This window comes from Aromatoleum toluolicum (genome assembly GCF_012911005.2).
In the GTDB taxonomy this organism is placed as follows: domain Bacteria; phylum Pseudomonadota; class Gammaproteobacteria; order Burkholderiales; family Rhodocyclaceae; genus Aromatoleum; species Aromatoleum toluolicum.
In genome coordinates, this window is the sequence record NZ_WTVS01000013.1 from 1 (window position 1) to 25,191 (window position 25,191).

Here is a 25,191-nt window from a genome sequence, read left to right on the forward strand (position 1 = left end):
GGGGATGGGTGGACGCCAACGCGCCAGGAAGCAACCCATCCCCATCCTGTCCTTCCCCTTGAAGGGGGAGGAACCTGCTCATTGGCGCCTAATACTCTCGAAGACAAGCTCAGGGCGAACGCTTGTATTCGATTTGCGGCCTTAATAGCTTGTCGCCCCCTGAGCGATGGCGACGATATATACCGCGTACAGCGCGAGCAGCACGACGCCCCGTCGCCGGCTGATGAAGCCGTTGCGGGGCGGCCACGTCACGCCGAGGGCGATCAGGCCGCAGACGAGCGCGACGGCGACCTCGCGCCAGTCGGCATGGATCGGGTGAATGATCGCCGCGACCGCGACGATGAGCAGTCCGTTGAAGATGTTGCTGCCGAGAATCGTGCCCAGGCTCACTTCGTCGTGGCCGCGCAGTTTGGCGATGACGGTGGTCGCGAGTTCCGGCGTGGACGTGCCGATGGCAACCAGCGTCGCCCCGATGATGAATTCGTCGATGCCATAGGTGGCTGCGATGCCCTTCGCGGCGACCACGATGAAATTCCCCGCCAGGACAAGGAATCCCAGGCCGACGACGCCGAATGCGAGCGCCGCCCCGACACGCGGGGTGCCCAGAACCGCCTCGGCCGCGCTGCGCTGGCGTCGCGCTTCCACCACGGCCGCAGTCAGCCAGGCGGCAAAGAGCGCCAGCAGCAGCACGCCGTCGATCCGCGATAGTACGCCGTCGAGAAACAGCACGCCGGTGATCACGGGCACGAGCAGCGCGACGGGAAAGTCGCGCTTGACGCTGTCGCGCGGACTCTGGATGCCGGCAATCACCAGCGCCAGCGCGAGTACCAGCGCGACGTTCACGACGTTGCTGCCGAGTGCGTCGCCGAGCGCGATCTCGGGTGTCCCGTTGAGCGCCGAGTTCACCGACACCGACAGCTCCGGGCTGGACGTGGCAAACGCTGCCACGGTCGCACCGATGATGCCGGGCGAGATGCGCGCCCAGTGCGCGAGGCCCACGGCACCGCGAACGAACAGCTCGCCGCCGATGCCCGCGGCAACGACGCCCGCGAGCAGGCCCAGATAGTCGTTCATCGAATTGCCGCCCAGGTCATGGGCGCCAAGATACCGGAATCGGCTGCTAATCGGCGAGGTCGAACTGCGGGTTCCACACCACTTCCCACAGGTGCCCGTCCGGATCGGCGAAATAGCCCGCGTAACCGCCCCAGAACGTGTCGCCGGACGGCTTGACGATGCGCGCGCCGGCCTGCCGGGCCTGGGACATGACCGCATCGACGTCCTGCTTCGATGCAACGTTGTGCCCCAGCGAGCATTCAGTCGAGGACGGGGCTCCGAGGGGCAGTCCCGTATCGTGTGCGAGACTGCTCCGTGGCCAGAGCGCCAGCTTGACGCCGTGCTGGAGGTCGAAGAATGCGACGGCGCCATGTTCGAACTCGGTGCCGATGACGCCCTGTGTGGGAAGGCCGAGGCCGTCGCGGTAGAAGCGCACGGCGCGCTCGAGGTCGTCCACCGCAAGGGTCAGGACTGTCAGTCTCGGCTTCATGCTTCCCTCCCGATGTGTTGCCGCGTTGCCGGACGCAGGCTCAGCGCGTGGCCCCCTTGTCCCGGATCAGTTCGGCGACGTGCTTGCCTTCCGCGGTGTCGAGCCTGCTCGCGAGCGCTAGCGCGGTTTCGCCTTTGCGGGTGCTTGTGAGGACGTCCGCTCCGTGTTCGACCAGCAGTCGGGCGATGTCCGCGACCCCGCCCGACAGCGACAGCAGGAGTGGCGTGTTGCCCAGCGGATCGCGCAGGTTGACCTGTGCGCCGCGGATGATGAGCGCCTCGGCAATGCTGCGGTAGCCCTCGGTCGGTTTGCCGCAGGCGACGAGGAGGGGGGTGAGGCCCAGGCGGTCGCGCGCGTTCACGTCCGCGCCGGCGTTCACGAGGATGCTGGCGATCACGGTGAAGCCGCTCTTCAGGGCGAAGAGCAGTGGCGGCGTGCCGTCGACGTCGATGCCGTGGATGCTGAATTTCGCGCGCACGAAGAGGTCGATGAGTTGGCGATCGCCGGCGCGCAAAGCGGCGATGAATGCCTCGCGGTCGACGGTGATGCCGCGTTCTGCGAGTTCGCGGACCGCATGTTCGCGCCGCTCCGCCTGGCGAAAGGTCTCCAGTTCGCGGAATTCGCGCAGCGTGATGATGTCCGCCAGTACCAAGGGCGGGAAGCCCTGTCGGCCGCCGCGCTTGTCGATGAGGAGATCACTGAAGTAGTCGTGGATCTCGGGCGTGTCCCACAGGAACTCGATGCGCGTGAGGATGCGGTCGAATTTTTCTTCGAGATGGATCGGATACTTGTCGCCAAGGCACTCGAAGAGAGGGTGCTTCATCGATGTGATTCCCGTCGTCGGGCGAACGCCGGAATGGCGCACCCGTTTCTTCGCAAACGATTCCTATTCTTGCATGATCGAGCCCATTTTGGGGACTCGGGCGGGGCGGACGCGACATGGCCCCGTACCGTGTCGCCGCAACGCTGAGGTCGGCGTGGCGGCGCGACGTTTCCCTCAGGCCCTCACCGCGTCGAGCAGTTCCCTGACGCCCTGCACGCGCTGTTTCAGATTGGGCAGGCTGGCCTTGCGGATCAGGCGGTCGGGGCCGGACATCTTGGTGTTGCGGTCCTTCTGGATCAGCATGATGACCTTGGCCGGATCGATCGGTGGGTTGGGGCCGAACTGGACGCTGATCTGCGCGTCGCTGGCGTCGAGCTTGGCGACGCCGTAGGGTTTCACGAGCAGGCGCAGGCGGTGCGATTCGATCAGGGCCTGGGTCTGCAGCGGCAATTCGCCGAAGCGGTCGATCAGCTCCTCCTGCAGGCTGCGCAGTTCGTCGTCCGCGTCGCAGTTCGCCAGGCGCTTGTAGAGCGTCAGACGCTCCTGCACGTCGGGGCAGTAGTCGCTCGGCAGCAGCGCGGGCGTGTGCAGGTTGATCTCGGACACGACCTCCAGCGGCTGGCTGAGATCGGGTTCCTTGCCCGCCTGCAGGTCGCGCACGGCGCGCTTGAGCATCTCGGTGTACAGGCTGAAGCCGACCTGCTGGATCTCGCCGGACTGATTCTCGCCCAGCACCTCGCCCGCGCCGCGGATCTCCAGGTCGTGCATTGCGAGGTAGAAGCCGGAACCGAGCTCCTCCATCATCGTGATCGCCTCGAGTCGCTTCTGCGCCAGTGCCGTCGGCTTGGCGTGGGCGTCCGTCAGCATGTAGGCGTAGGCCTGATGGTGGCTGCGTCCGACGCGGCCGCGCAGCTGGTGGAGCTGGGCGAGGCCGAAGCGGTCGGCGCGGTTGATGATGATGGTGTTGGCGGTCGGGATGTTGATGCCGGTCTCGATGATGGTCGTGCACAGCAGCAGGTTCGCGCGCTGCGACGTGAAGTCGCGCATCACGCGCTCGAGTTCGCGCTCGGGCAGCTGGCCGTGGCCGACTACGATGCGTGCCTCGGGCACCAGTTCGGCGAGGTCGTCGCGCACGTTCTCGATCGTATCGACCTCGTTGTGCAGGAAATACACCTGGCCGCCGCGTTTGAATTCGCGCAGCACCGCCTCGCGCACGATGCCCTTGCTGTGGCGCTGCACGAAGGTCTTGATCGCGAGCCGCTTCTGCGGCGCGGTGGCGATCACCGAGAACTCGCGCAGGCCTTCGAGCGCGAGCCCCAGCGTGCGCGGAATCGGCGTCGCGGTCAGGGTCAGGATGTCGATTTCGCTGCGCAGCGCCTTCAGCGCCTCCTTCTGGCGCACGCCGAAGCGGTGCTCCTCGTCGATGATGACGAGGCCGAGGCGCTTGAAGACGACGTCCTTCTGCAGCAGGCGGTGGGTGCCGATGATGATGTCGACCTTGCCGTCGGCGAGCTGCTTCAGTGCTTCGGCCTGTTCCTTGGCGCTCTTGAAGCGCGACAGCTCGGCGATGCGGATCGGGAAGTCGGCGAAGCGGTCGGCGAAGGTCTGGTAGTGCTGCTCGGCCAGCAGCGTGGTCGGCGTCAGGACGACGACCTGCTTGCCGTCGGCCACCGCGATGAAGGCCGCGCGCAGTGCGACCTCGGTCTTGCCGAAGCCGACGTCGCCGCATACGAGGCGGTCCATCGGTCGGCCGGATTTCATGTCGGCGATGACGGCGTCGATCGCGCCCTGCTGGTCGGGCGTGGTTTCGAAGCCGAAGCCCTCGGCAAAGGCGTCGAGGTCGTGCTGCTTGAAGTCGAAGCGGTGGCCGGGCCGCGCCGCGCGCTGCGCGTACAGGGCCAGCAGTTCGGCCGCGGTGTCGCGCACCTGCATGGCGGCCTTGCGCTTGGCCTTGTCCCACTGGCCGGAGCCGAGGCGGTGCAGTTCGACGGCCTCCGGGTCGGCGCCGGCGTAGCGCGAAATCACGTGCAACTGGGCGACCGGCACGTAGAGCTTGTCGCCGTTGGCGTATTCGAGGTGGAGAAACTCGGTCTGCCCCTCGCCGAGATCCATGTGGATCAGGCCGAGGTAACGGCCGATGCCGTGCGATTCGTGCACGACCGGGTCGCCCGGCTTGAGCTCGGAGAGGTCGCGCAGCCAGCCCTCCATCGTCGCCGCCTTGCGCGTGTCGCGGCGGGCGCGCGTGCGCGTGGTGGCGGCGTACAGCTCGGATTCGGTGACGATCGCGATCTTCGCGTCGGGCAGCAGGAAGCCGGTGGCGAGCGGTCCCACGCCCAGCGTGAGGGGCTCGCCGGATGCGAGAAAGCTCGCGAAGTCGGCGCTCGCCGCGGGTTTCAGCCCGTACTCGGCGAAGAATTCCGACATCGTCTCGCGCCGGCCCGGGGCATCGGCCAGCACCAGCACCCGCCTGCCGGCCCCGGCCCACTCACCTTCGAGGAAGGCCTTGAAGCGATGCAGTGGATCGGTCGCCTTGCGCTCCACGGACAGGTCGGGGAGCTGCGCCGCCGCGGCGGCGGTGTCGGCGCCGGCATCCGGTGCGGCGATGTGGATGCGCGGGCGTTCCTTGAGCGCGGTATAGAAGGACTCCTGTCCGAGGAACAGCGCTTCCGGCGGCAGCACCGGGCGCGTACGGTCGCCCTTGAGGAAGTCGTAACGGGTGCGGGTGTCGCGCCAGAACTCGTCGATCGCTGTCGGAACGTCGCGGTGCAGGACCACCGCGGCATCGGCCGGCAGGTAGTCGAACAGGGTTGCCGTGTCGTCGAAGAACAGCGGCAGGAAGTATTCGATGCCCGCCGGCGCGATGCCGTTCGACACGTCCTTGTACAGCGACACGCGCGAGGGGTCGCCCTCGAAGGTTTCGCGGAAGCGGCTGCGGAAGTGCGTGCGCCCCTTCTCGTCCATCGGGAACTCGCGTGCCGGCAGCATGCGGATCTCCGGCACGGGGTAGACGGTGCGCTGCGTGTCCGGATCGAAGGTCTTGATGCTCTCGACCTCGTCGTCGAAGAGGTCGATGCGGAAGGGCAGGGCCGCGCCCATCGGATAGAGGTCTACGAGGCCGCCGCGGACCGAGAACTCGCCGGGGCTGACCACCTGCGTGACGTGGGTGTAGCCGGCCGTCGCCATCTGCTTGCGCAGCTGGTCGACGTCCAGCTTCGCGCCCTGCTTCAGGAAGAAAGTGTAGGCCGCGAGGAAGGCGGGCGGTGCCATGCGATACAGCGCCGTCGAGGCCGGCACGAGGACGATGTCGGCCTCGCCGCGGCTCACGGCGTACAGCGTCGACAGGCGCTCGGAGATCAGATCCTGGTGCGGCGAGAAGCTCTCGTAGGGCAGCGTTTCCCAGTCCGGTAGCAGGTGCGTGCGCAGGCCCGGCGCGATCCATGCGATCTCCTCCTGCAGCCGCTGGGCGTCGAGCGGATTGGCCGTCACCAGCAGGAGACAGCGCCCGCGCGACGCGAGCTGGGCGACCGCGACCGCGTCGGCGGAGCCGGCAAGGGCGGGGAGGTCGAGGCGTGCGCCGGGTTTCGGGAAGGCGAGGGAGGCGAGTTGCGGAATCAGGGCGTCGAGCGGTCGGGACATCGGGCTGTTGCGGCCGGGCCGCTAACGGACGGGTGGGGAAAGGGGGCAATCGAGGAACGAATTATAGGGGATGCGCCGGTGGCGATTGGTCCGCAGTTCCTCCGGGTGCCGATCCGGCGGCGGTGCCGTCGTGGATGCGTTGCTCGGCGGGTCCGGGCACGGGCAGCTTCTCCCGCAGCCACGCCGCGGCGAGTTCACCGAAACGTTCGATGGCTCCCGGTTCGCGGAATTCGTCCGACGCTCCGTCGAGCACGTGCCAGTCGTGCGGGCAGCGCAGGTGTTCGCAGGCCTGGCGGATCATCCCGGCCTGCGGGTCGTCGCTGCCGACCACCATGCGCAGCGGCACGGCAAGGGTGTTGAGCGGCATCAGGCCGGCGAGGTCGGGCCGGCCGGCGCGGCAGACGATCGCCGACACCCTGTCGCCCGCCTTCCATCCGGCGCGGATCGCGGCGCCGCTCGCGGTGTCGGAGGAGACCAATCCCACCCCCAGTCCGGCCAGCGGCGGCTGGTGGCCGACCCAGTCGAGCACGGCCACCACCCGGTTGGCCATCTGCGGCACGTTGAAGCGGGCGTCCGGGTCGCGCGCTTCCTCGTAGGCGGTGAGCAGGTTGATCAGCAGCGTCGCGAAGCCGGCACGCTGCAGTTCGCGCGCCACGCGCAGGTCGCGCGACTGGGCGAACGGGCTGCCGGCCGGCCGCAGCACCACGGCAAGGCCATCGACGTCGGGCGCATGCACGAGCTCGCCGCTGAGCCAGATGTGCTCGAAGGGAATACTGATGTCCGTCGTTCGCAGTTTCACGATGTGGCGGTTCCGCGTCAGGGCTTCGCGTGCGCCGCGGGCTGCCGATGGATGGCGACCGGGATGCGGCGCGAACCGAAGGGCGAAGAGAAATGGCCGAAGCGGCCGGCGAGTGCGGTGCCGCACTTGCGGCAGGCGCCCGTGTCGTCGAGCGCGTAGTCGAGGATTTCGTACCAGTCGCGTTCGATCAGCGCGGCGCCGCAATGCGTGCAACGCGTGATGCCACCCTCGCGGTCATGCACGTTTCCGGTGTACACATGCTTCAGCCCCTCCGCGAGCGCGATGCGGCGCGAACGCGTCAGCGTTGCCGGCGGAGTCGGCGGAAGGTCGGTGAGCTTGAAGTCGGGATGGAAGGCGGTGAAGTGCAGGGGCACTTCAGTGCCCAGCTCCTTCGCGACCCACTGCGACAGCGCGCGGACCTCGTCCTCCGAGTCGTTGAGCCCCGGGATCAGCAGCGTCGTGATCTCCACCCACACGTCGCTCTCGTGCACCAGCCACTTGAGCGTATCGAGCACCGGCTGCAGGTGCGCGCCGCATTCCCTGACGTAAAACTCGTCCGTGAACGCCTTGAGGTCGACGTTGGCAGCGTCCATGTGGGCGTAGAACTCGGCGCGCGCGAGTTCGGTGATGTAGCCGGCCGTCACGGCGACTGCCTTCAGGCCCAGCGCATGGCACGCCTTCGCCGTGTCGATCGCATACTCGGCAAAGATCACCGGGTCGTTGTAGGTGAACGCCACGCTGCTGCAGCCCCAGTCCGCAGCGGTGCGGGCGATCTCCTCCGGCGAGGCCGCGTCCATCAGGCGGTCCATGTCGCGCGATTTGGAAATGTCCCAGTTCTGGCAGAACTTGCACGCGAGGTTGCAGCCCGCGGTGCCGAACGAGAACACGCTGGTGCCGGGGTAGAAGTGGTTGAGCGGTTTCTTCTCGATCGGATCGATGCAGAAGCCCGAGCTTCGTCCATAGGTGGTGAGGACGATCGCGTCGCCTTCGCGCATGCGCACGAAGCACGCCCCGCGCTGGTCCGCGTGCAGCCGGCAATATCGCGGGCACAGATCGCACTGGATGCGACCGTCGTCAAGATGATGCCAGTAGCGCGCGGGGTAGTTCATTTCACGGTTCCTTCCATTTTCGCACCGTATAGGTCGCCGCCATCAGGTTCGGTGCGGGGCGATCCGGTGCGAGGCCGGCCTTCTGCTTGAGCGCAGCGAGAAACATGCGTGGTTCCGGGAGCTGCTCCCATACCTGCGGCAGGAAGGTCGCGCTGCGACAGCCGGAGAACAGCAGCAGCCCATCGACCCCGGGGCGTAGCTTGCCGATCAGCTCGTCCTCGCCCGGGAACTCGACGAATTCGGGCGACGACAGCAGTGACACCTCGATGTCGACCTTGTCGAGCTCCTCGCGCGACATCGGCGGAAATCTCGGATCCCTCGTGGCAGCGCCCACCGCATTGATTACGACATCTTCCCCGAGCGATCGTTGCGGGCGGACGCTGCCGATGCAGCCGCGCAACTCCCCCCGACGCTTGATCGTCACGAAGGTCGCGCCGCGTTCGGTCAGCCGCGGGTCGGCAGCGGGCGGATCCTTCTCGGCGCCGAGTTCATGAGCGATAGCGTGACGCGCGCGGGCAAGCAGGATCTGGCCGAGTTCAGTGTCGGGCGGAAGCGGCATGGCTGGACGATTCGCAGAACGCGATGCTGGTGTAGCCGACGACGCGCGCGCGGTCCCCCGCCGTGTCGCCGGAGTTTCGTAGGTCGAGGAGGTGGGGTTCGACGCCGTGACGTGCCGCGACGCGCAGCAGTCCGTTGATCGGCGTCGCGCCGCAGGCCTGGTCGTGGTCGAGGCCGGTGCGCAGCTTGAGGATCTGGTCGACCGAGCTGCGGTCGGTGCAGCACGCCTGCGCATAGGGCTGATAGTGCGAGAGGTCCGAGCTGATGACGATCAGCGTTTCCGGCCCGCCCCACAGCGCATCGAGGATATCCGCCACCTGATCGCCGCTGGCGCCGCCCACCAGCAGCGGGACGAGCTCGAAGGCGTCGAGGATGGTCTGCAGGAAGGGAAGCTGAACCTCCAGGCAATGCTCGAGGGCGTGCGGGCGGTCGTCGACGACGACATCGGCGCGTTGCTGCAAGGCGAGCCAGTCCGTGCGGCTGACCGGCACTTGACCGAGCGGCGTCGAAAACACCTGCGCGGCGGGCAGCGCGAAGGATGCGACGGGCATGCGGTGGGCGGGCCCCAGCAGCACCACGCGCCGCACCACGTCGCGCAGCCCGGCAGCCGCAGCATAGGCGCTGGCCGCAACTGGGCCGGAATAGACGTAGCCTGCATGGGGCACGATCAACGCCTTCGGAGCGGACACCGCTTCCAGCGGCACGGCGGTCGAGAGCATTTCACCGATCTGCGCCTGCAGCACATGCGGATCGTCGGGATAGAAATAGCCGGCGACCGCAGCGGGGCGAATGGAGGCAGTGGCCATGAATTTCCTTTCGGGTGAGGTGGCGGAGCCGAACTGGTCGTTTAGCGTTTGCTGATGAATTATAGGCTTCCCGGAAACATTGCAAGCCAGGCGATTCCGCCGCCCAGGCCGGCCGCGACCGCGCCCATGCCGCCGAGAATCTTCATGCCCAGCGGCCGTCCGCCTACGACGACGGCAATGCCGGTCTTGAACGCGAGATTCGCGATCATCGCCAGGCAGATGGCGATCACCGTGACGTCGAGCGCGAGCTTCCCGAGGTTGAAGAGGCGCATGCTCGACAGCGCGATCGCATCCAGGTCGGTGAGGCCGGAAACGAGTGCGAGGACGTACATCCCCTGCTTGCCGGCGATGTCGGAGAGCCAGGCCGACACGAAAAGCACCACGGCGTACACCGCACCGAAGCCGAGCGCGGCGCGCAGTTCGGTCGGGTTGCGCGTCTCGGGCATGACGGCCTGGCCGCTCGTCTGCTCGCGCCAGTACCAGAACAGGCTGAGCGCGCCGAGGAGCAGGGCGGGGGCCACCGCAACCGCCAGCGATGTCACGATGCCCGGCGCCACTACCGCGGCGATCACGGTGACGCGGATCATCATCACCAGATTCGCGAGCACGATCACGAGTGCGGCCATCGGGGCGGAGGGCGGCATTTCGCGCGCATTGCGTGCATAGATCAGCGTCGTGGCGGTGCTCGATGCGAGACCGCCGGCGATGCCGACAAAGGCCGCGCCGTAGCGCGCCCCGACCAGGCGCAGGGTTGCGTAGCCCGCAAGGCTCAGGCCCGAGATCAGCACCACCATCCACCATACCTGGCGCGGGTTGATCGCGTTGTACGGGTCGAAGGTTTCGTTCGGGAGGAAGGGCAGGATGACCAGCGACAGGACGGCGAACTGGAAGATCGAGATCCATTCCTTCGCCTCCAGCCGCGTCGCGACGCCCCGCAGTTCGGTCTTGAAGTAAAGCAGGATCGTCGTCGCAACCGACAGGATCACCGCTACCATTGCATGGCCTATCCATACTGCGACCCCCAGGCAGTAGCAGACCAGCAGGGCCGCGACGGAGGTCGTCCCCGGATCGACCGGGTCCGGATGGCGCAGGTAGGCGGCGATGATCATGGCGCCGATGATCACCATGCCGACGACCACCGGTGCGATGGAGGCGAGGTGCTCGCCGAGCATCGCGGCCAGCGCGCCCAGCAGGCCGACGATGCCGAAGGTGCGGACGCCGGCCCGTGCCGACGCGACGCGCTCGCGCTCGAATCCGATCAGCAGGCCGATGCCGATCGCGATCAGGAAAGCCTCGATCTGGGCAAAGTCGACCGGTTTTGCAAAAGGCACTTCGGGCTCTCCTTTCGCACATACCGCGAGGGTTTCGGGGGCAGCCGCGTTCCTTTCGTTACAATTGCCACTGTATTCCAATCGCTGCCTGCGCGCACGCGGCGGGCAGAGTTTCGCCTGGCCTGGCGCGGCACGGTTAGAATCCGCGCCATGCAGAATTTTCATCCCCGCCATTTCGCGATCGTTCCGGCTGCAGGCAGCGGCAGCCGCATGGGCGCATCGCAGCCGAAGCAGTATCTGGAGCTGCTCGGCAAGCCGCTCATCCGGCATTCGCTCGAAGTGCTGTGCGCGACGCCGGAGATCGACAAGGTCTTCGTCGTGCTCTCGGTCGGCGATGCGGAGTGGAAGCGCCACGACTGGTCCGGCCTCGGTCCCAAGCTGGTGCCGCTGTTCTGCGGCGGCGCCACGCGCGCCGACAGCGTACTGGGCGGTCTGCGCGCGATCGTGCGCGAGGCGGAGCAGTCGGACTGGGTGCTCGTGCATGATGCGGCGCGCCCCTGTCTCGCCCGCTGGCACATCGAGAAGCTCATCCGCGATCTCGCCCACGACGAGGTCGGCGGCATTCTGGCGGTGCCCGTCGCCGACACGCTCAAGCGTTCCGACGCGCATCGCCACGTGCTCGAGACCGTGCCGCGCGACAGCCTGTGGCAGGCGCAGACGCCGCAGATGTTCCGCTACGTGATGCTGCGCCGTGCGCTGGAGGCCGCGAGCAACGTCACCGACGAGGCCAGCGCGATCGAGGCCGCCGGCCTGCGTCCCCGGCTGATCGAGGGCGACGCCACCAACCTGAAGGTCACCTATCCGCTCGACCTGCACCTGGCCGAGTGGATCCTCACGAACAGGGATTCACGCTGACATGAAAGTACCCTTCCGCATCGGCCAGGGCTTCGACGTGCATGCCCTGGTGCCGGGACGCCCGCTGATCGTAGGCGGCGTCACAATTCCCTACGAGCGCGGGCTGCTGGGCCATTCCGACGCCGACGTGCTGTTGCACGCGCTGACCGACGCACTGCTCGGTGCCGCGGGGCTTGGCGACATCGGGCGCCTGTTCCCCGACACCGACCCGCAGCACTCCGGCGCGGACAGCCGCGTGCTGTTGCGCGAGGCCTACGCTGCCGTGCGCGCTGCCGGCTTTGCGGTTGTCAACGTCGACGCCACGGTGATCTGTCGCGCACCGCGGATCCTGCCGCATGCTCCGGCGATGGTCGCGAACATCGCGGCCGACCTCGGGATCGGGGACGCGATGGTGAATATCAAGGGCAAGACCACCGAGAAGCTCGGCTTCACCGGTCGCGGCGAAGGCATCGCCGCGCAGGTCGTGGCCCTGCTCGTGCAGGATGACGCGGCCGCCTGATCCAGCGCCCGGCGAAAGGCCGCGCGCGCGGGTGTACTTCGCCCTCTGGCCGGCGCCGGCGGCCGCGCGCAGGCTGCACAAGGAGGGCGAGCTCGCACACGGGCTTACCGGCGGCCGCCGCATGCGCCGCGACACCCTGCACCTGACGCTCGCCTTTATCGGCGACATTCCGCGCGAACGCCTCGACGAACTGCGCGCGGCAGCGGACAAGGTCGCGTTCTCGCCGTTCACGCTCAGCCTCGACCGTATCGCCGGCTGGCGCCACAACCACATCGTGTGGGCCGGGGCGAGCGAACTGCCCGGCGAACTGGAATCGCTCGTGACCCAGCTCAACGCTGCCCTTGCCGCAGCGGGCTTCCCCGTCGAACGCCGCAAGTTCGCCGCGCACGTCACGCTGCTGCGCAACGCTCGCGGCGAGCTCCCCGCTGCGGAACTCGATCCTCCGGTCGAGTGGCCGGTGGGCGACTTCGTGCTGGTCGAGTCCGATCCCAAGCCCGAAGGGGCTCAATACACCGTGCTCGAATCCTGGCCGGGCACTACCGGCGCGCCGGGCTGAGTGCGCGGGCAGGGGTGCTGGCATCCCTGCAGGCTCGCCGCCGGCATCCTAAAATACATCGTCGGCGAACGTGCAGGGGGCGCCGCAGGGAGGGTTTCCGTATCCCAATCTTGCCAAGGGCGACGTACAAGAATTGCCCGCACCTGATGACCAGGAGAACTGCCATGGCAATCCCGTCGAGAGTCCATGAATTCATGATGGAGCACGGTCTGCGCTTCGACGTGCTGAGCCATCCCCATTCCCACAGCAGCATGGATACCGCGCACCTTGCGCGCATTCCGGCGAGCAGCCTCGCGAAATCGGTCGTGCTCGAAGACGACCACGGCTACCTGATGGCCGTGCTGCCGTCGACGCAGCACGTGCAACTGGGCATCCTGAGCCGGGCAATGCATCGCGAGTTGCGCCTGGCGTCCGAGTCGGAACTGTCGGAGCTGTTCGGCGACTGCGAAGCCGGCGCGGTGCCGCCGCTGGGGGCGGTCTACGGCATGCGCATGATCGTGGATGAAAGTCTGGCCGACGAGGACGAGATCTACTTCGAGGCCGGCGACCACGAGAAGATCATCCAGATGAGCCGCAGCGACTTCATGACCATGATGGAGATGGAGAACGCCGAGCGCATGCACTTCAGCGGGCGCCAGTGGCGGCATTGAGCTGACGGCGCGCGAGCAGCGCAGGTGAAAAAAAGCGGGGCGCCAAGCGCCCCGCTGCTCTTCGGGACCGCTCTTCACGGTCCCATCGTCTCCTGAAGAGAGACGCTCGAAGAATCGTTCGGAATCAGACGAACAGGCAGGACGCGAGGCGTTCGCGCAGCACCGGTTCGGGTTCCTTGGTGTAGTCCTTTTCGAAGCGGTCAGTGATCAGCTGCGCAGTCGGGGTGTCGAGCACCGAATTGAGCATTCCCATGAATGCCGGCGGTGCAAAGACGATGGCCCGGCCGAATGCGTTCGTGGCTCGTCCTTTGTATAGCTCCTGTGCAATCTCCTGCGCAAAGACCTTGGCCTCGTGAGTCTTGGGCTGGGTCTGCGCCTGCTTCGAACCCGATGCGTTGCCCGCCGAGGGCGACGCGCCCGCGCGGTCGGTAACGAGTTCGGAATTCTTCTGTCGACTTTCGGGGTGGATCAGCTCCTTAACCAGCGTCAGGCCCTTGTTGGGACCAAGATTCGCATACAGTTTGGCCAGGCTGGCATTGGCAACCAGAATCCAGGTAATCGCCATGAATCGTCCTCCGGGATTTGAGTCGAACGGACAGCACGCTGCGCCTGCGAACGCAGCGATTCCAGCTTAGACCTGCTGTCACAGGATCGCAATCGAATTCGTCTGCGAAGTTTGAAGCGAATTGTGAAAGGCCCGTAGGACTTGGATTCACGGGATTTTTCGGGTGCCGGACATACGCCGTAAAACCCAGATGGAATATCAGCGCAGGGCGCTGTTTGTGCTCGTGGGGACCGGCCGGGCGTTCAGAAAATCCCGAGCCCGAGTCCGCTGGCGATCGCCTCGCCGAGCTCCTCGCATTGCACGAGCGACTCGTCGGTGACGAACTTGCGCACGATCACTGCGTCCGCCACCGCCTTCCATCCGTAGCCGCGGGCGATGCGTTCGATCTCGCGCACCGCGCCCGTGCCGTCGTTCCCCGCGCTCACGAACACGGCATAGGGCAGGGCCGTGAGCTTGCCTTCGCAGGGGTAATAGGTGCGATCGAAGAAGTCCTTGAGCGCGCCGGACATGTAGCCGAAGTTCTCGGGCGTGCCGAGCAGCAGGGCGTCGCAGACGAGCAGGTCGTCGACGCCCGCATCGAAGGCCCGCTTCACGACGGTTTCGGTCTCGGCCACGCGCCGCGCACCGCGCACGACCGCCTCCGCCAGACGGCCGGTATTGCCGGACTGGGTGTGATACACGACGAGCAGCCGCTTGCGTTCGCTCATGGTGATTCGACGCCCGTGTCCCGTGGCGGTTCGCCGTACACGCGCCGTTCGCCCGCCGCGGGGTCGGCGCCGTAGAACTGCCGCAGCTGCTCGTAGATTGCCGGGAAGTCCTCCTGCAGCAGGCAGGGGGCTTCGTAGAAGGTCTCGGAGGCGACGGCGAAGAACTCGCCCGGGCTCTCGGCGCCGTAGGGGTCGAGCGCCGTCTCCGCGTGCGCGTCGACCTGCCGGCAGAAGCGCTCGTAGCCTGCCGAGAAGGCCTCCGCCCAGGCCTTGCGCGACATCCCCGCAGGCAGCAGGGGCAGGCCGTCGACCTCGCCGTTTTCCATGTCGAGCTTGTGGGCGAACTCGTGGACCACGACGTTCACCCCCTCCGGGGCATCCTCCTCGTCGTGCCACGAAACCAGCACCGGGCCGCCTTCCCACGCTTCGCCGAGCACCTCGTCGTCGTATTCGTGCACGACACCAGTCTCGTCCATGATCTTGCGCGGAATGACGAAATCCCCCGGGTAGACGATCACGCCGACCCAGCCGCGGTAAGCGTGCAGCCCGATGCGCAGCACCGGCAGGCAGGCTTGCAGGGCGATCGTGACGATGACCTCGTCGGTGAGCGCGAAGCCGTGGGCGCCGTAGAACTGCTTCTCGGCGATGAAGGCGCGCGCCAGTTCCCGCAGCTGCGGGCGGTGCTCCGGCTCGAGGTAATCGAGGAAGGGCAGCCGCGCCTCCGCGCGTGCCCACATCGCGTCCGAAACCGACACCGCATCGACGCGGCGCGTCCTGCGCCAGCGGCGGAAGCGTTCGAGGATGCCGATCATCGCGTCAGCGCCCCGGGCCGCGCGTGGCCAGCACGATGCCGGAGAACACCAGCGCGATCCCCGCGAAGTGGTACCACAGCGGCCGTTCACCGAGGAAGATCGCCGCCAGCAGGGTCGTGAATACCGGCATCAGGTGGATGAACTGCGCGCCGCGGTTCGGGCCGACGGCTGCCACGGCGGCGTTGTAGAACACATAGCCGAGAAAGCCGGGGAAGATCCCCGTGTACAGAATGCCGGCGATCGACGCGGCGCTGACGGCAATCGTACGTCCTTGGTCGATTTCCCACAGATAGGCGGGGATCAGCGGCAGCAGGCCGACCAGCGTGAAGGCCGCGAGCAGCAGCATCGGATCCACACCGGCAGGGCGCCGCTGCAGCCCGACGGTGTAGATACCCCAGGTCAGCACCGCGAGCAGCATCCACAGGTCGCCGGGATTCAGGCTCAACCCGAGCAGGGTCGCGACGCTGCCGTGGCTCACGATCGTCATGACACCAGCGAAGGACAAGACGATCGCCAGCGTCTCCAGCCGTCCGAGGCGTTTGCCGAGGAACAGGAAGGCCAGCACGATCGTCGCGATTGGCGTGAAGGAGTTGAGCAGCGTCGCGCTCGTTGCGGTCGTGTACTGGAGCGCGATGTAGGCGAAGGTGTTGTAGCCGCCGACGCCTACGAGGCCGAGGAACACGACCATAGGCCAGCGTGCCCGCAGTTGCGGCCACTGGCTGCGCAGGTGCGGCAGCGCGAACGGGAGCATCAGCATGAGCGCGATCGTCCAGCGCCAGAAGGCCAGCGCCAGCGGCGGGACCGCGCCATGCAGGCCACGGCCGACGATCATGTTGCCGGACCAGAACAGCACGGTGAGGGTGAGCAGGAGGTAGGGGTTGACGAAGATTTTTTTCATTATGCGTGTGCGCCCCGGACGCGTGTCGGCACATCCGCATGGCGCATCGGACGGGCCGAAGATGATCTCACAATGCGCGTGTGTGGCGTGCTGCGCGGCGTGTTTGGCGCACCATATGGGATAATCCGCACATGGTTTCCGTCACGCATGCAATTTCCCAGTCCGAATCCGCGGCCCCCATCGACCTGCTCGCCGAAGGGCTGAGCACCGAGGAGCGCGCGGCCATCGTCGATGCCGTTGCCCTTGCCGAGGGCGTCTATGAAGGACATTTCCTCGGCACCGGTGAATCCGTCTGGACCCACGCGATCGGCATGGCGCTGATCGTCGCCTCGCTGCGCCTCGACGTCGAGACGCGGATCGCGGCGATCCTGTTCGCGGTCGCGGACTATATCGATGGCGCCACCGACAAGATCGCGGAAAAGTTCGGCCAGCCCGCCGCGCGTCTCGTCGACGGGCTGTGCCGCCTCAACGGCCTGCGCCTGCTCACGCGCATGACCGCCACCGCGACCGCGCCCGAGATCCGCGCCCAGACGGAAGTCCTGCGCAAGATGCTGCTCGCGATGGTCGAGGACATCCGCGTCGTGCTGCTGCGGCTCGCGTCGCGCACGCAGACGCTGCGCTATTTCACCGAACACAAGGTCGACGTTCGCGCCGACGTCGCGCGCGAGAGCCTCGACATCTACGCGCCGCTCGCGAATCGCCTCGGCGTGTGGCAACTCAAGTGGGAACTGGAAGACCTGTCCTTCCGCTTCCTCGAACCGGAGACCTACAAGCGCATCGCCAAGATGCTCGACGAGCGCCGGGTCGAGCGCGAGGAATTCATCCATTCCTCGATCGAGCGGCTGCAGAAGGAAATCGCTGCGGTCGGCATCAAGGCCGAGGTCTACGGGCGGCCGAAGCACATCTACAGCATCTACAACAAGATGCGCGCCAAGCGGCTCGATTTCTCGCAGGTCTACGACATCCGCGCACTGCGTGTGCTGGTCGACAACGTGCGCGACTGCTACACCGTGCTCGGCATCGTGAACCAGCTGTGGCAGCCGATCGGCCAGGAGTTCGACGACTACATCACGAACCCCAAGGGCAACAACTACCAGTCGTTGCACACCGCGGTGCTGGCCGGCGACGGCCGCGCGCTGGAAGTGCAGATCCGCACGCACGACATGCACCGCCACGCCGAGCTCGGCGTCGCCGCGCACTGGCGCTACAAGGAAGGCAGCAAGAGCCACGGCAGCGACTACGACGAAAAGATCGCGCTGCTGCGCAGCCTGCTGTCGTGGCGCGACGAAGTCACCGACTCGGCGGACTGGGTCGAGAAGTTCAAGCGTGCCTCGCTCGACGACGCGATCTACGTGCTCACGCCGCAGGGCAAGGTCGTCGATCTGCCGCGCGGGGCCACGCCGATCGATTTCGCCTACCGCCTGCACACCGACCTCGGCCACCGCTGCCGCGGTGCCAAGGTGGACGGTCACCTGGTGACGCTCAACACGCAGCTCGAGAACGGCCAGACCGTCGAGATCACGGTCGCCAAGGAGGGCGGTCCCTCCCGCGACTGGTTGAACCCGACGCAGCACTACGTCGCGACCAGCCGCGCGCGCAACAAGATCCGCCAGTTCTTCAGCCAGCAGGAAGAGGAAGAGCTGCTGGCGCGCGGGCGCAGCTTCGTCGCGCGCGAAATGCAGCGCGAGCGCCAGTCGCGTGCGAACATCGACGAACTTGCCGGCAGGCTGGGATTCAAGAACGCGGAATCGATGTACCTCGCCGCCGGCCGCGGCGAGGTCGGGCCCCGCTCGGTGCAGATGGCGCTGCGCGAGGGCGAGGCGCCCGAAGCGGCCGTTCCGGAACCCGAGATCGTCATCGGCCGCAGCCACAAGAACGAGTCCAACGACAAGGTGCTGGTCGTCGGCGTCGGCAAGCTCATGACCTCGCTCGGCCGCTGCTGCAAGCCGGCCCCTCCAGATGCGATCGAAGGCTTCGTCACCCGCGGCCGCGGAGTGTCGATCCACCGCATCGATTGTCCCGACTTCCAGCGCCTGGTGCGCGATCATCCGGAACGGGTCATCAAGGCGGATTGGGGCGAACAGGCCTTCAACAACCGCGAGTCGGTCTTTCCGGTCGACGTCGCCGTTCAGGCGGCCGACCGGCAGGGGTTGCTGCGCGACATTTCCGAGGTTCTGTCGCGCGAGAAACTCAACGTCATCGCCGTGAATACGATCACGAAGAAGGGTACGGCGTTCATGCGCTTCACGATGGAGGTCAACAGCGTCGCACAGGTGCAGCGCGCGATCGCGCTCATCCGCGAAGTGCGCGACGTGATCGACGTGCAGCGCAAGTAATGTGTGGTTCCGGGGGCGGTCGGGAGTCCAGGAGACTCAACCGAACGTCCTCAGTGCCCCTTCGCGAGTTCCGCCAGCAAAATGGTCTGTGCCGCGCGATGCACGCCGCGCGGCGTCTTGTGTCGGTAGCGGCCATCTTCCAGCATCTCCCATGCCTGGCAGTTGTCGCCGAGGTAGGCGCGCAGCCCTTCCTTGATGACGCGGCGTTTGAGGCGCTGGTCGAGCACGGGGAAGGCGATCTCGATGCGGCCGAAGAAGTTGCGGTCCATCCAGTCCGCGCTCGAAAGATAGACGCGGTCCTCGCCGCCCGAGCGGAAGTAGAAGATGCGATGATGCTCGAGGAAGCGTCCGATGATGGAGCGCACGCGGATGTTGTCCGACAGGCCGGGAACGCCCGGGCGCAGGGCGCACGGGCCACGCACGATGAGGTCGATCTCGACGCCGGCCTGCGACGCCGCGTACAGCGCCTCGATCGTTTCCGGTTCGAGCAGCGCGTTCATCTTCGCCATGATCTGCGCGCGTCTGCCCTGACGCGCGATCTCCGCTTCAGCCTCGATCGCCGCGATCACGTTGCGCTGCAGCGAGAACGGCGCCTGCCAGAGATGCCTGAGGGTGGACGCCTGGCCCAGACCGGTCAGCTGCTTGAAGACCTCGGCGACGTCCTGGCCGATCTCCTCGTTGCAGGTAAGGAGGCCGAAATCGGTGTAGAAACGCGTCGTGCGCGGGTGGTAGTTGCCGGTGCCCATGTGCACGTAACGGCGCAGCCCGGCGTCCTCGCGCCGCACCAGCATCAGCAGTTTCGCGTGGGTCTTGTAGCCGAACACGCCGTACACCACGTGGGCGCCCACCTCCTCGAGCTTGTTCGCCCAGGAGATGTTGGCCTCCTCGTCGAAGCGGGCGCGCAGTTCCAGCACGACCGTCACTTCCTTGCCCTTCTGTGCCGCGCGCACGAGATGCTCCATCAGCACCGAGTCGGTGCCCGTGCGATACACCGTCATCTTGACCGCGAGCACCTGCGGGTCGTCGGCCGCCGCCCGCAACAGCTCGATCACCGGGCTGAAGCTCTGGAACGGGTGGTGCAGCAGGATGTCCTGACGCCGGATCGCATCGAAAATCTCGCCGCGCTGCTCCAGCCCCTTCGGCAGGAGCGGCTGGAACGGCGGGTAGTTCAGATCCGGACGGTTCACCCAGTCCGGCACCTGCATCAGCCGCACCAGGTTGACGATGCCGGGCGTGCGGTACAACTCGTTCGGTGTCAGGCGGAAATGCTGAAGGAGGAAGGCGGCCATTTCCTCCGAGCAGTTGTCCGCCACTTCCAGGCGCACCGCGTCGCCGAAATGGCGTTGCTGCAATTCGCCCTTCAGCGAGGCGCGCAGGTCCTTCACTTCTTCCTCGTCGACGAAGAGATCCGAGTTGCGCGTCACGCGGAACTGGTAGCAGCCGTGCACATGCATGCCCGAAAACAGCTCCCCGACGTGACGGTGGAGGACCGAGGACAGGAACACGAAGCTGTATTCGTGCTCGCAGATCTCGGCGGGCAGTCGGATCACGCGGGGCAGGGCGCGCGGCGCCTGCACGATCGCCGCGCCCGAGTCGCGCCCAAAGGCGTCGAGGCCTTCCAGTTCGACGGCGAAATTCAGGCTCTTGTTGAGAACGCGCGGAAACGGGTGTGCCTGGTCCAGCCCGATGGGAGTAAGCACTGGCATCACTTCGCGCATGAAATAGTCGTGCACCCAGGCCCCCTGCGCGTCGCTCCACAGGCCGCGGCGCAGGAACACGATGCCCTGGTCTCTAAGCGCCGGCAGGATGTCGTTGTTGAGCAGCGCGTACTGCTCGGCAATCAGCGTATGGACTTCGTGGCTCACGCGGTCCAGCAACTCGCTCGGCATCAGGCCGTCGGTGCCCGGGGTGCGGCTGCCCAGCCTGATCTGCTCCTTGATCCCCGATACGCGGATCTCGAAAAACTCGTCTAGGTTGCTCGACACGATGCACAGGAAGCGCAAGCGCTCGAGCAGCGGCACCGTCCTGTCCGCCGCCTGCGCCAGCACCCGGCGCTGGAACTGCAGGAGCGACAATTCGCGGTTGATGAAGTGACTGGTGGGGAATTGCTGCTGACGGCTTGGTCTGTGCATTGTTGCGGATCGTGGACGCGGAATCGGTCGCACAATTATGTGACATTTGTGTTGCGGAATCATGACGCAGTGCAATCGGCATGAACGACGCCGCGCCGGGTGACCTTGCCGCGAGCCCCTGTGCCGGGCGACGCTCGCGTGCGGTGATAGAATGCCCCCTTGCCCTGTAGCCGTCGTCTTCGCCCCCCACCCCATGATGCACGAGCTGATCGCCGCGATCGATCTCGGATCCAACAGTTTCCGGCTGCAGGTCGGAAGGATCGTCAACGACCAGATCTATCCGCTGGACGGTCTCAAGGAAGCGGTGCGCCTTGCGGCGGGATTGTCTCCCAACAAGATTCTCGATGAGTCTGCCCAGCAGCGCGGCCTCGCGGCGCTGCAGCGCTTCAACGAGCGCCTGCGCGGCTTCGATGGCGACTCCGTGCGTGCGGTGGCGACGAACACCCTACGGGTGGCGAAGAACGCCCCGGCGTTCCTGGTGCAGGCAGAGGCCGCGCTGGGCGTGCCGATCGAAGTCATCGCCGGCCGCGAGGAAGCGCGGCTCATCTACGTTGGCGTCGCACACACGCTGCCCGATCCGCACCGCCAGCAGCTCGTCGTCGATATCGGCGGCGGCTCCACCGAGTTCATCATCGGCAAGAGCTTCGAACCCATCCTGCTCGAGTCGCTGTACATGGGCTGCGTCAGTTATAGCCTGCAGTATTTCCCGGACGGAAAGATCGACAAGCGCGGGTTGAAGGACGCGGAGATGGCGGCCAGCCGCGAGCTGCAGGCGATCGCCCACGCGTACCGCGAGGCCGGCTGGGAAGTGGCCGTCGGGTCGAGCGGCTCGGCCAAGGCGCTCGTCGAGATCCTCGAGCAGAACGGCCTGTCCGACGGCGGTGTCACGCGCGACGGCCTGGAGCGCCTGAAGGCCATCCTGCTGCGCGCCGGCAGCCTCGACCGCCTGCAACTCGCCGGACTGCGGGGCGACCGCCTGCCGGTTCTCCTCGGCGGCTTTGCTATCATGTCGGCGGTGTTCAAGGAATTCGGCCTCGAGCGCATGGTGTTCTCCGAAGGAGCCTTGCGTCTGGGGGTACTCTACGACCTTCTCGGTCGCTACCACCACCATGACCTGCGCGATGCCACCGTGTCGGCCTTCGTCGCCCGCTACGGGGTGGATCGCCGTCAGGCCGACGAGGTCGCGAACACCGCGGCGCATCTTTTTGCCGGACTCGTTCCCGAGAGTGTGCACAGCGACGGCCAGCATCCCGACCTGCGCTTCCTGCGCTGGGCCGCCTCGCTGCACGAGATCGGCGTATCGGTCGCGCACTCCAGCTACCACAAGCACAGCGCCTACATTCTTGCGAACGCCGACATGCCCGGCTTCTCGCGCATGGACCAGGGTCGGCTCGCGCGTCTCGTGCTCGCGCATCGCGGCAAGCTCGAGCGCGTTGCCGCGCTCGACCCCGACAGCCCAGACTGGCCCTTGATCGTCTGCCTGCGCCTGGCGGCCGTCATCCACCGCGCGCGAGACGGCCGCGGCGTTCCGCCGATCCAGCTCCGCCGCGACGGTCGGGGCTTCATCGTGACGGCGCGGGAAGGCTGGCTCAAGCAGCTCCCGCTCACGGCGGCGGCGATCGACGAGGAACAGCGGCAGTGGTTCTCCGTCGGGCGCAGCCTCGTCCTGCATACGCATTCAGGCCGCACGCTCGCCGCCTGAGGACGGAATGCGCAGCCCCGAGATCGCGACCGATCCGGCGCCGGCGCCCGGCGCACGCAGCCGGGTGCGCCTGCAGGGCGACTGGACGCTGCGCGCGCTGTCCTACCGGTTACAGAGCTTCCGGGCGCAGCTGGCGGGCAGGCGCGACGACGTGGCGTGGTCCTTGACGGACATCTCGCGTCTCGACAGCTTCGGCGCCGCGCTGATGTGGCATGCGTGGGGCAGGCGCTGGCCGGCGTCCATCGAAATCCCCGACGACCTGCGCGCGATCATCGGCCGCGTGGCCGCCAGTGCGGAATCGCCCCTGCCGCGGGTGCGGCGCTTCAACATCGTGGACGCCGTCATCGTGCTCGGCAGCGCGCTGCTCGCGTTCCGTGACCACGTGCTGGACTTCACCCGCCTGCTCGGCCAGTTGTGCCTCGATCTCGCCTACCTCATGCGCCATCCCGCGGAATGGCCGCTGCGTGAGATCTCCGCCAACGTATATAAGGCCGGGTTCAAGGCGATGCCGGTGGCCGCGCTCGTCGGCTTCCTGATCGGCGTGGTGATGTCCTACCTTTCGGCGCTGCAGTTGCGCGCCTTCGGCGCGGACGTCTTCATCGTGAACATCCTCGGCCTGGGCATCATCCGCGAGCTCGGGCCGGTGCTGGTGTCGGTGCTGGTCGCCGGCCGTTCCGGGTCCGCGATGACCGCCCAACTTGGCGTGATGCGCGTGACTGAGGAAATCGACGCCCTCGCGGCGATGGGGGTCTCGCGCACCCTCCGCCTCATCCTGCCCAAGGTCATCGCGCTGACCCTCGCCATGCCTTTGCTGGTGCTGTGGACCTCGTCGGTCGCACTGCTCGGAGGCATGCTGTCGGCGTGGCTGCAGCTCGATCTCGGCATGGCCTTCTTCATCGAACGCCTGCCGCAGGTCGTGCCGCTAGCGAACCTCGTCATCGGCTTCGCCAAGGGGGCAGTGTTCGGGTTGATGATCGCCCTCGTGGCCTGCCACTTCGGCCTGCGCGTCAGCCCCAATACGGAAAGCCTGTCGGCCAACACCACGGCGTCGGTCGTCTCGTCGATCACCGTTGTGATCCTGGTCGACGCGCTGTTCGCGATCGCCACGCGCTCGATCGGGATTCCGCGATGAACACAAAGCCGGTGATCGAATTGCGCGGGATCGTCACGCGTTTCGGCGCCACGGTCGTGCACGATGGCCTCGACCTGACCGTGCATCGTGGCGAAGTCGTCGCCCTGGTCGGCGGTTCCGGCAGCGGCAAGACGACCCTGCTGCGCCACATCATCGGCCTCACGCGGCCCGCTGCGGGTGAGGTGTCGGTGTTCGGCGCGCCGCTGTTTTCGGGCAGTGCCCGCGAACAGCGCACGCGACGCCGCCGCTTCGGCGTCCTGTTCCAGCACGGCGCGCTGTTCTCTGCGATGAACGTCGCCGAAAACATCGGTTTCCCGCTGCGGGAACTGCGCCTCGCAACTGACGCGGAGATCGCCAACCTCGTCGCCCTGAAGCTCTCGCTGGTAGAGCTCGAGCCCGCAACCGCGCTGCTGATGCCGGCGGAGCTTTCGGGCGGCATGGTCAAGCGCGTCGCCCTGGCGCGGGCACTTGCGCTCGAGCCCGAACTGCTGCTGCTCGACGAACCGACGGCCGGCCTGGACCCGGATCGCAGCATGGCCTTCGTCGAACTCGTGCTCAGTCTGCAACGCCAGCTCGGGCTGACCGTGGTGCTCGTGACCCACGACGTCGACACGCTCGCCGCGCTGGCGACAAAAATCGCGATACTCTCGGATCGACGCATCGTGAGTTGCGTCTCGCTCGAGGAAACGATGGAACTGGACCACCCCTTTGTCGAGAGCTTCTTCCGCAGACCCTTCGGCCTTCGCGCCGGCATTCGGGGCGGAGGCGTGCGCTGATGGAAAATCGCGCCCACGCGCTGGCGGCGGGACTCTTCGCCATCGTCCTCGGCACTGCGCTGCTCGCGTCGCTTTGGTGGTTCTCGGACGACGGCGACTCGCAGCGCACCTACATCCTCGAGTCGGTCGGCACCGTCACCGGCCTCAACCTCGAAGCGCGGGTGCGCTATCGCGGCATGGCCGCCGGCAAGGTGTCGGACATCACGATCGACCCCGAGGACCCGCGCAAGATCCTCGTCTACATCCGCCTGCGCAGCGACATCCCGCTGACACGGGGAACGCGGGCCAGTCTCGCGTACCAGGGGGTCACCGGCCTCGCCTACGTCCAGCTCAACGACCGTGGCGAGAATCCGGAACCGCTGGCCGGGGAGGGCGCCGAACCCCCGCGGCTCACGATGGAGCCGGGGACGATGGAACAGCTTACCGAGACGACCCTCGACGCCGCGCGCAGGCTCAAGCTCGTCGCCGACAAACTTGGCGATCTCGTCACCGACGAGAATATCCGGCGGGTCGGAAATACCCTGCAGAAGCTGGAGTCCGCGGCGGCGGGAGCCGACCGTACGCTGGCCGACGCACCGAAGACGCTGGCATCGATCCGCGCGGTCCTCAATCAGGAGAATCTCGCCCGGCTGTCGAATACCCTGCAGAACCTCGAGCGTGCGAGTGTCGACGCCGGCCCGGCCATCGGCGAACTCAAGGTCCTGATGGCCACTCTGCAGGGGCTCGCCGAGCGCGTGGATGCCGCGACCGCTGCCACGGGCGGGCGCGTAGCCGACGAAACCCTGCCGCAGCTCAATGCCCTGCTCGAGGAACTGAAAGGAACCTCTCAACGTATCGGACACCTTGTCGAGGAGGTCGACGCGTCTCCGCAAATGCTCTTGCTCGGTCGCCAGCCTGCGGCGCCCGGACCCGGCGAAAACGGATTCACGCCTGCCGCGCTCCCGTCCCGATGAACCTCCACGCAAC

Annotated in this window: 23 protein-coding genes; 9 read left to right on the top strand and 14 right to left on the bottom strand. The window is 66.9% G+C overall.

What is annotated here, in order from left to right:
- Window positions 1–141: 141 nt before the first annotated feature.
- The 9 genes from GPA27_RS07925 to GPA27_RS07965 form a co-directional block, all read right to left on the bottom strand.
- A complete protein-coding gene (locus GPA27_RS07925) occupies window positions 142–1,074 on the bottom strand; it encodes a sodium:calcium antiporter (protein WP_169139253.1) in 933 nt (310 codons plus the stop codon).
- 46 nt (window positions 1,075–1,120) lie between these two features.
- Window positions 1,121–1,543, bottom strand: a complete 423-nt coding sequence (locus GPA27_RS07930; RefSeq protein WP_169139255.1) for a VOC family protein — start codon at window positions 1,541–1,543, stop codon at window positions 1,121–1,123.
- 40 nt (window positions 1,544–1,583) lie between these two features.
- A complete protein-coding gene (locus GPA27_RS07935) occupies window positions 1,584–2,366 on the bottom strand; it encodes an ankyrin repeat domain-containing protein (RefSeq protein WP_169139256.1) in 783 nt (260 codons plus the stop codon).
- Between the two features lie 174 nt (window positions 2,367–2,540).
- A complete protein-coding gene (gene mfd, locus GPA27_RS07940) occupies window positions 2,541–6,002 on the bottom strand; it encodes a transcription-repair coupling factor (protein WP_169139258.1) in 3,462 nt (1,153 codons plus the stop codon).
- A gap of 61 nt (window positions 6,003–6,063) precedes the next feature.
- Complete coding sequence (locus GPA27_RS07945) at window positions 6,064–6,801, bottom strand: dienelactone hydrolase family protein (protein ID WP_256222842.1); 738 nt, start codon at window positions 6,799–6,801, stop codon at window positions 6,064–6,066.
- 17 nt (window positions 6,802–6,818) lie between these two features.
- Window positions 6,819–7,910: an AmmeMemoRadiSam system radical SAM enzyme gene (gene amrS, locus GPA27_RS07950; protein ID WP_169139260.1), complete on the bottom strand. Its 1,092-nt coding sequence runs from the start codon at window positions 7,908–7,910 to the stop codon at window positions 6,819–6,821.
- A 1-nt stretch (window position 7,911) separates the two neighbouring features.
- Window positions 7,912–8,469, bottom strand: a complete 558-nt coding sequence (gene amrA / locus GPA27_RS07955) for an AmmeMemoRadiSam system protein A (protein WP_169139262.1) — start codon at window positions 8,467–8,469, stop codon at window positions 7,912–7,914.
- A complete protein-coding gene (gene amrB, locus GPA27_RS07960; protein WP_169139264.1) occupies window positions 8,447–9,274 on the bottom strand; it encodes an AmmeMemoRadiSam system protein B in 828 nt (275 codons plus the stop codon). The genes amrA and amrB overlap by 23 nt, the downstream gene beginning before the upstream one ends.
- A gap of 59 nt (window positions 9,275–9,333) precedes the next feature.
- Window positions 9,334–10,605 (bottom strand): MgtC/SapB family protein, encoded by a 1,272-nt coding sequence (locus GPA27_RS07965; RefSeq protein ID WP_169139266.1) that lies wholly within the window; start codon window positions 10,603–10,605, stop codon window positions 9,334–9,336.
- Between the two features lie 150 nt (window positions 10,606–10,755).
- Here GPA27_RS07965 and ispD point away from each other — a divergent pair, with 150 nt between their 5' ends.
- The 4 genes from ispD to GPA27_RS07985 all read left to right on the top strand — a co-directional run bounded on the left by ispD (window position 10,756) and on the right by GPA27_RS07985 (window position 13,165).
- Window positions 10,756–11,460, top strand: a complete 705-nt coding sequence (gene ispD, locus GPA27_RS07970) for a 2-C-methyl-D-erythritol 4-phosphate cytidylyltransferase (protein ID WP_211164892.1) — start codon at window positions 10,756–10,758, stop codon at window positions 11,458–11,460.
- Window position 11,461: 1 nt separating this feature from the next.
- Entirely contained in the window at window positions 11,462–11,959 is a 498-nt protein-coding gene (ispF, locus tag GPA27_RS07975) for a 2-C-methyl-D-erythritol 2,4-cyclodiphosphate synthase (protein ID WP_169139268.1), read from the top strand.
- Between the two features lie 31 nt (window positions 11,960–11,990).
- Window positions 11,991–12,515: an RNA 2',3'-cyclic phosphodiesterase gene (thpR, locus tag GPA27_RS07980; RefSeq protein ID WP_256222843.1), complete on the top strand. Its 525-nt coding sequence runs from the start codon at window positions 11,991–11,993 to the stop codon at window positions 12,513–12,515.
- 164 nt (window positions 12,516–12,679) lie between these two features.
- Window positions 12,680–13,165 (top strand): aminoacyl-tRNA deacylase, encoded by a 486-nt coding sequence (locus GPA27_RS07985; protein WP_169139272.1) that lies wholly within the window; start codon window positions 12,680–12,682, stop codon window positions 13,163–13,165.
- A gap of 124 nt (window positions 13,166–13,289) precedes the next feature.
- Here GPA27_RS07985 and GPA27_RS07990 read toward each other — a convergent pair whose 3' ends face one another.
- The 4 genes from GPA27_RS07990 to GPA27_RS08005 all read right to left on the bottom strand — a co-directional run bounded on the left by GPA27_RS07990 (window position 13,290) and on the right by GPA27_RS08005 (window position 16,147).
- A complete protein-coding gene (locus GPA27_RS07990; RefSeq protein ID WP_169139274.1) occupies window positions 13,290–13,730 on the bottom strand; it encodes a host attachment protein in 441 nt (146 codons plus the stop codon).
- Window positions 13,731–13,972: 242 nt separating this feature from the next.
- A complete protein-coding gene (locus GPA27_RS07995; RefSeq protein ID WP_169139276.1) occupies window positions 13,973–14,437 on the bottom strand; it encodes a flavodoxin family protein in 465 nt (154 codons plus the stop codon).
- The gene (locus GPA27_RS08000) at window positions 14,434–15,249 is read right to left on the bottom strand and encodes a M90 family metallopeptidase (RefSeq protein ID WP_169139278.1); all 816 of its coding nucleotides are present in this window, start codon (window positions 15,247–15,249) and stop codon (window positions 14,434–14,436) included. The genes GPA27_RS07995 and GPA27_RS08000 overlap by 4 nt, the downstream gene beginning before the upstream one ends.
- 4 nt (window positions 15,250–15,253) lie before the next feature.
- A complete protein-coding gene (locus tag GPA27_RS08005) occupies window positions 15,254–16,147 on the bottom strand; it encodes a DMT family transporter (RefSeq protein ID WP_169139280.1) in 894 nt (297 codons plus the stop codon).
- A gap of 131 nt (window positions 16,148–16,278) precedes the next feature.
- Here GPA27_RS08005 and GPA27_RS08010 point away from each other — a divergent pair, with 131 nt between their 5' ends.
- Window positions 16,279–18,483, top strand: coding sequence for a RelA/SpoT family protein (locus GPA27_RS08010; RefSeq protein ID WP_169139282.1), 2,205 nt, complete (start codon window positions 16,279–16,281; stop codon window positions 18,481–18,483).
- A 50-nt stretch (window positions 18,484–18,533) separates the two neighbouring features.
- Here the strand turns inward: GPA27_RS08010 and ppk1 are convergent, their stop codons facing one another.
- Complete coding sequence (ppk1, locus tag GPA27_RS08015) at window positions 18,534–20,615, bottom strand: polyphosphate kinase 1 (RefSeq protein WP_169139284.1); 2,082 nt, start codon at window positions 20,613–20,615, stop codon at window positions 18,534–18,536.
- Window positions 20,616–20,808: 193 nt separating this feature from the next.
- Between ppk1 and ppx the strand changes: the two genes are divergently transcribed.
- Genes ppx through GPA27_RS08035 form a run of 4 tightly spaced genes read left to right on the top strand, consistent with a single transcriptional unit; the run spans window position 20,809 to window position 25,178 of the window.
- Window positions 20,809–22,317: an exopolyphosphatase gene (ppx, locus tag GPA27_RS08020; RefSeq protein ID WP_169139438.1), complete on the top strand. Its 1,509-nt coding sequence runs from the start codon at window positions 20,809–20,811 to the stop codon at window positions 22,315–22,317.
- Window positions 22,318–22,324: 7 nt separating this feature from the next.
- Window positions 22,325–23,449 (top strand): ABC transporter permease, encoded by a 1,125-nt coding sequence (locus GPA27_RS08025; protein ID WP_169139286.1) that lies wholly within the window; start codon window positions 22,325–22,327, stop codon window positions 23,447–23,449.
- The gene (locus GPA27_RS08030) at window positions 23,446–24,225 is read left to right on the top strand and encodes an ABC transporter ATP-binding protein (protein ID WP_169139288.1); all 780 of its coding nucleotides are present in this window, start codon (window positions 23,446–23,448) and stop codon (window positions 24,223–24,225) included. Before GPA27_RS08025 ends, GPA27_RS08030 begins: the two co-directional genes overlap by 4 nt.
- Window positions 24,225–25,178: an MlaD family protein gene (locus GPA27_RS08035; RefSeq protein WP_169139290.1), complete on the top strand. Its 954-nt coding sequence runs from the start codon at window positions 24,225–24,227 to the stop codon at window positions 25,176–25,178. The genes GPA27_RS08030 and GPA27_RS08035 overlap by 1 nt, the downstream gene beginning before the upstream one ends.
- The last annotated feature ends 13 nt before the right edge of the window (window positions 25,179–25,191 follow it).

What these genes read in the sequence shown, in the direction of transcription:
- GPA27_RS07925 (WP_169139253.1), bottom strand. Translation starts at nt 1,074, where the DNA reads ATGAACGACTATCTGGGCCTGCTCGCGGGCGTCGTTGCCGCGGGCATC.
- GPA27_RS07930 (WP_169139255.1), bottom strand. Translation starts at nt 1,543, where the DNA reads ATGAAGCCGAGACTGACAGTCCTGACCCTTGCGGTGGACGACCTCGAG.
- GPA27_RS07935 (WP_169139256.1), bottom strand. Translation starts at nt 2,366, where the DNA reads ATGAAGCACCCTCTCTTCGAGTGCCTTGGCGACAAGTATCCGATCCAT.
- mfd (WP_169139258.1), bottom strand. Translation starts at nt 6,002, where the DNA reads ATGTCCCGACCGCTCGACGCCCTGATTCCGCAACTCGCCTCCCTCGCC.
- amrS (WP_169139260.1), bottom strand. Translation starts at nt 7,910, where the DNA reads ATGAACTACCCCGCGCGCTACTGGCATCATCTTGACGACGGTCGCATC.
- amrA (WP_169139262.1), bottom strand. Translation starts at nt 8,469, where the DNA reads ATGCCGCTTCCGCCCGACACTGAACTCGGCCAGATCCTGCTTGCCCGC.
- amrB (WP_169139264.1), bottom strand. Translation starts at nt 9,274, where the DNA reads ATGGCCACTGCCTCCATTCGCCCCGCTGCGGTCGCCGGCTATTTCTAT.
- ispD (WP_211164892.1), top strand. Translation starts at nt 10,756, where the DNA reads ATGCAGAATTTTCATCCCCGCCATTTCGCGATCGTTCCGGCTGCAGGC.
- ispF (WP_169139268.1), top strand. Translation starts at nt 11,462, where the DNA reads ATGAAAGTACCCTTCCGCATCGGCCAGGGCTTCGACGTGCATGCCCTG.
- GPA27_RS07985 (WP_169139272.1), top strand. Translation starts at nt 12,680, where the DNA reads ATGGCAATCCCGTCGAGAGTCCATGAATTCATGATGGAGCACGGTCTG.
- GPA27_RS07990 (WP_169139274.1), bottom strand. Translation starts at nt 13,730, where the DNA reads ATGGCGATTACCTGGATTCTGGTTGCCAATGCCAGCCTGGCCAAACTG.
- GPA27_RS07995 (WP_169139276.1), bottom strand. Translation starts at nt 14,437, where the DNA reads ATGAGCGAACGCAAGCGGCTGCTCGTCGTGTATCACACCCAGTCCGGC.
- GPA27_RS08000 (WP_169139278.1), bottom strand. Translation starts at nt 15,249, where the DNA reads ATGATCGGCATCCTCGAACGCTTCCGCCGCTGGCGCAGGACGCGCCGC.
- GPA27_RS08005 (WP_169139280.1), bottom strand. Translation starts at nt 16,147, where the DNA reads ATGAAAAAAATCTTCGTCAACCCCTACCTCCTGCTCACCCTCACCGTG.
- GPA27_RS08010 (WP_169139282.1), top strand. Translation starts at nt 16,279, where the DNA reads ATGGTTTCCGTCACGCATGCAATTTCCCAGTCCGAATCCGCGGCCCCC.
- ppk1 (WP_169139284.1), bottom strand. Translation starts at nt 20,615, where the DNA reads ATGCACAGACCAAGCCGTCAGCAGCAATTCCCCACCAGTCACTTCATC.
- ppx (WP_169139438.1), top strand. Translation starts at nt 20,809, where the DNA reads ATGATGCACGAGCTGATCGCCGCGATCGATCTCGGATCCAACAGTTTC.
- GPA27_RS08025 (WP_169139286.1), top strand. Translation starts at nt 22,325, where the DNA reads ATGCGCAGCCCCGAGATCGCGACCGATCCGGCGCCGGCGCCCGGCGCA.
- GPA27_RS08030 (WP_169139288.1), top strand. Translation starts at nt 23,446, where the DNA reads ATGAACACAAAGCCGGTGATCGAATTGCGCGGGATCGTCACGCGTTTC.
- GPA27_RS08035 (WP_169139290.1), top strand. Translation starts at nt 24,225, where the DNA reads ATGGAAAATCGCGCCCACGCGCTGGCGGCGGGACTCTTCGCCATCGTC.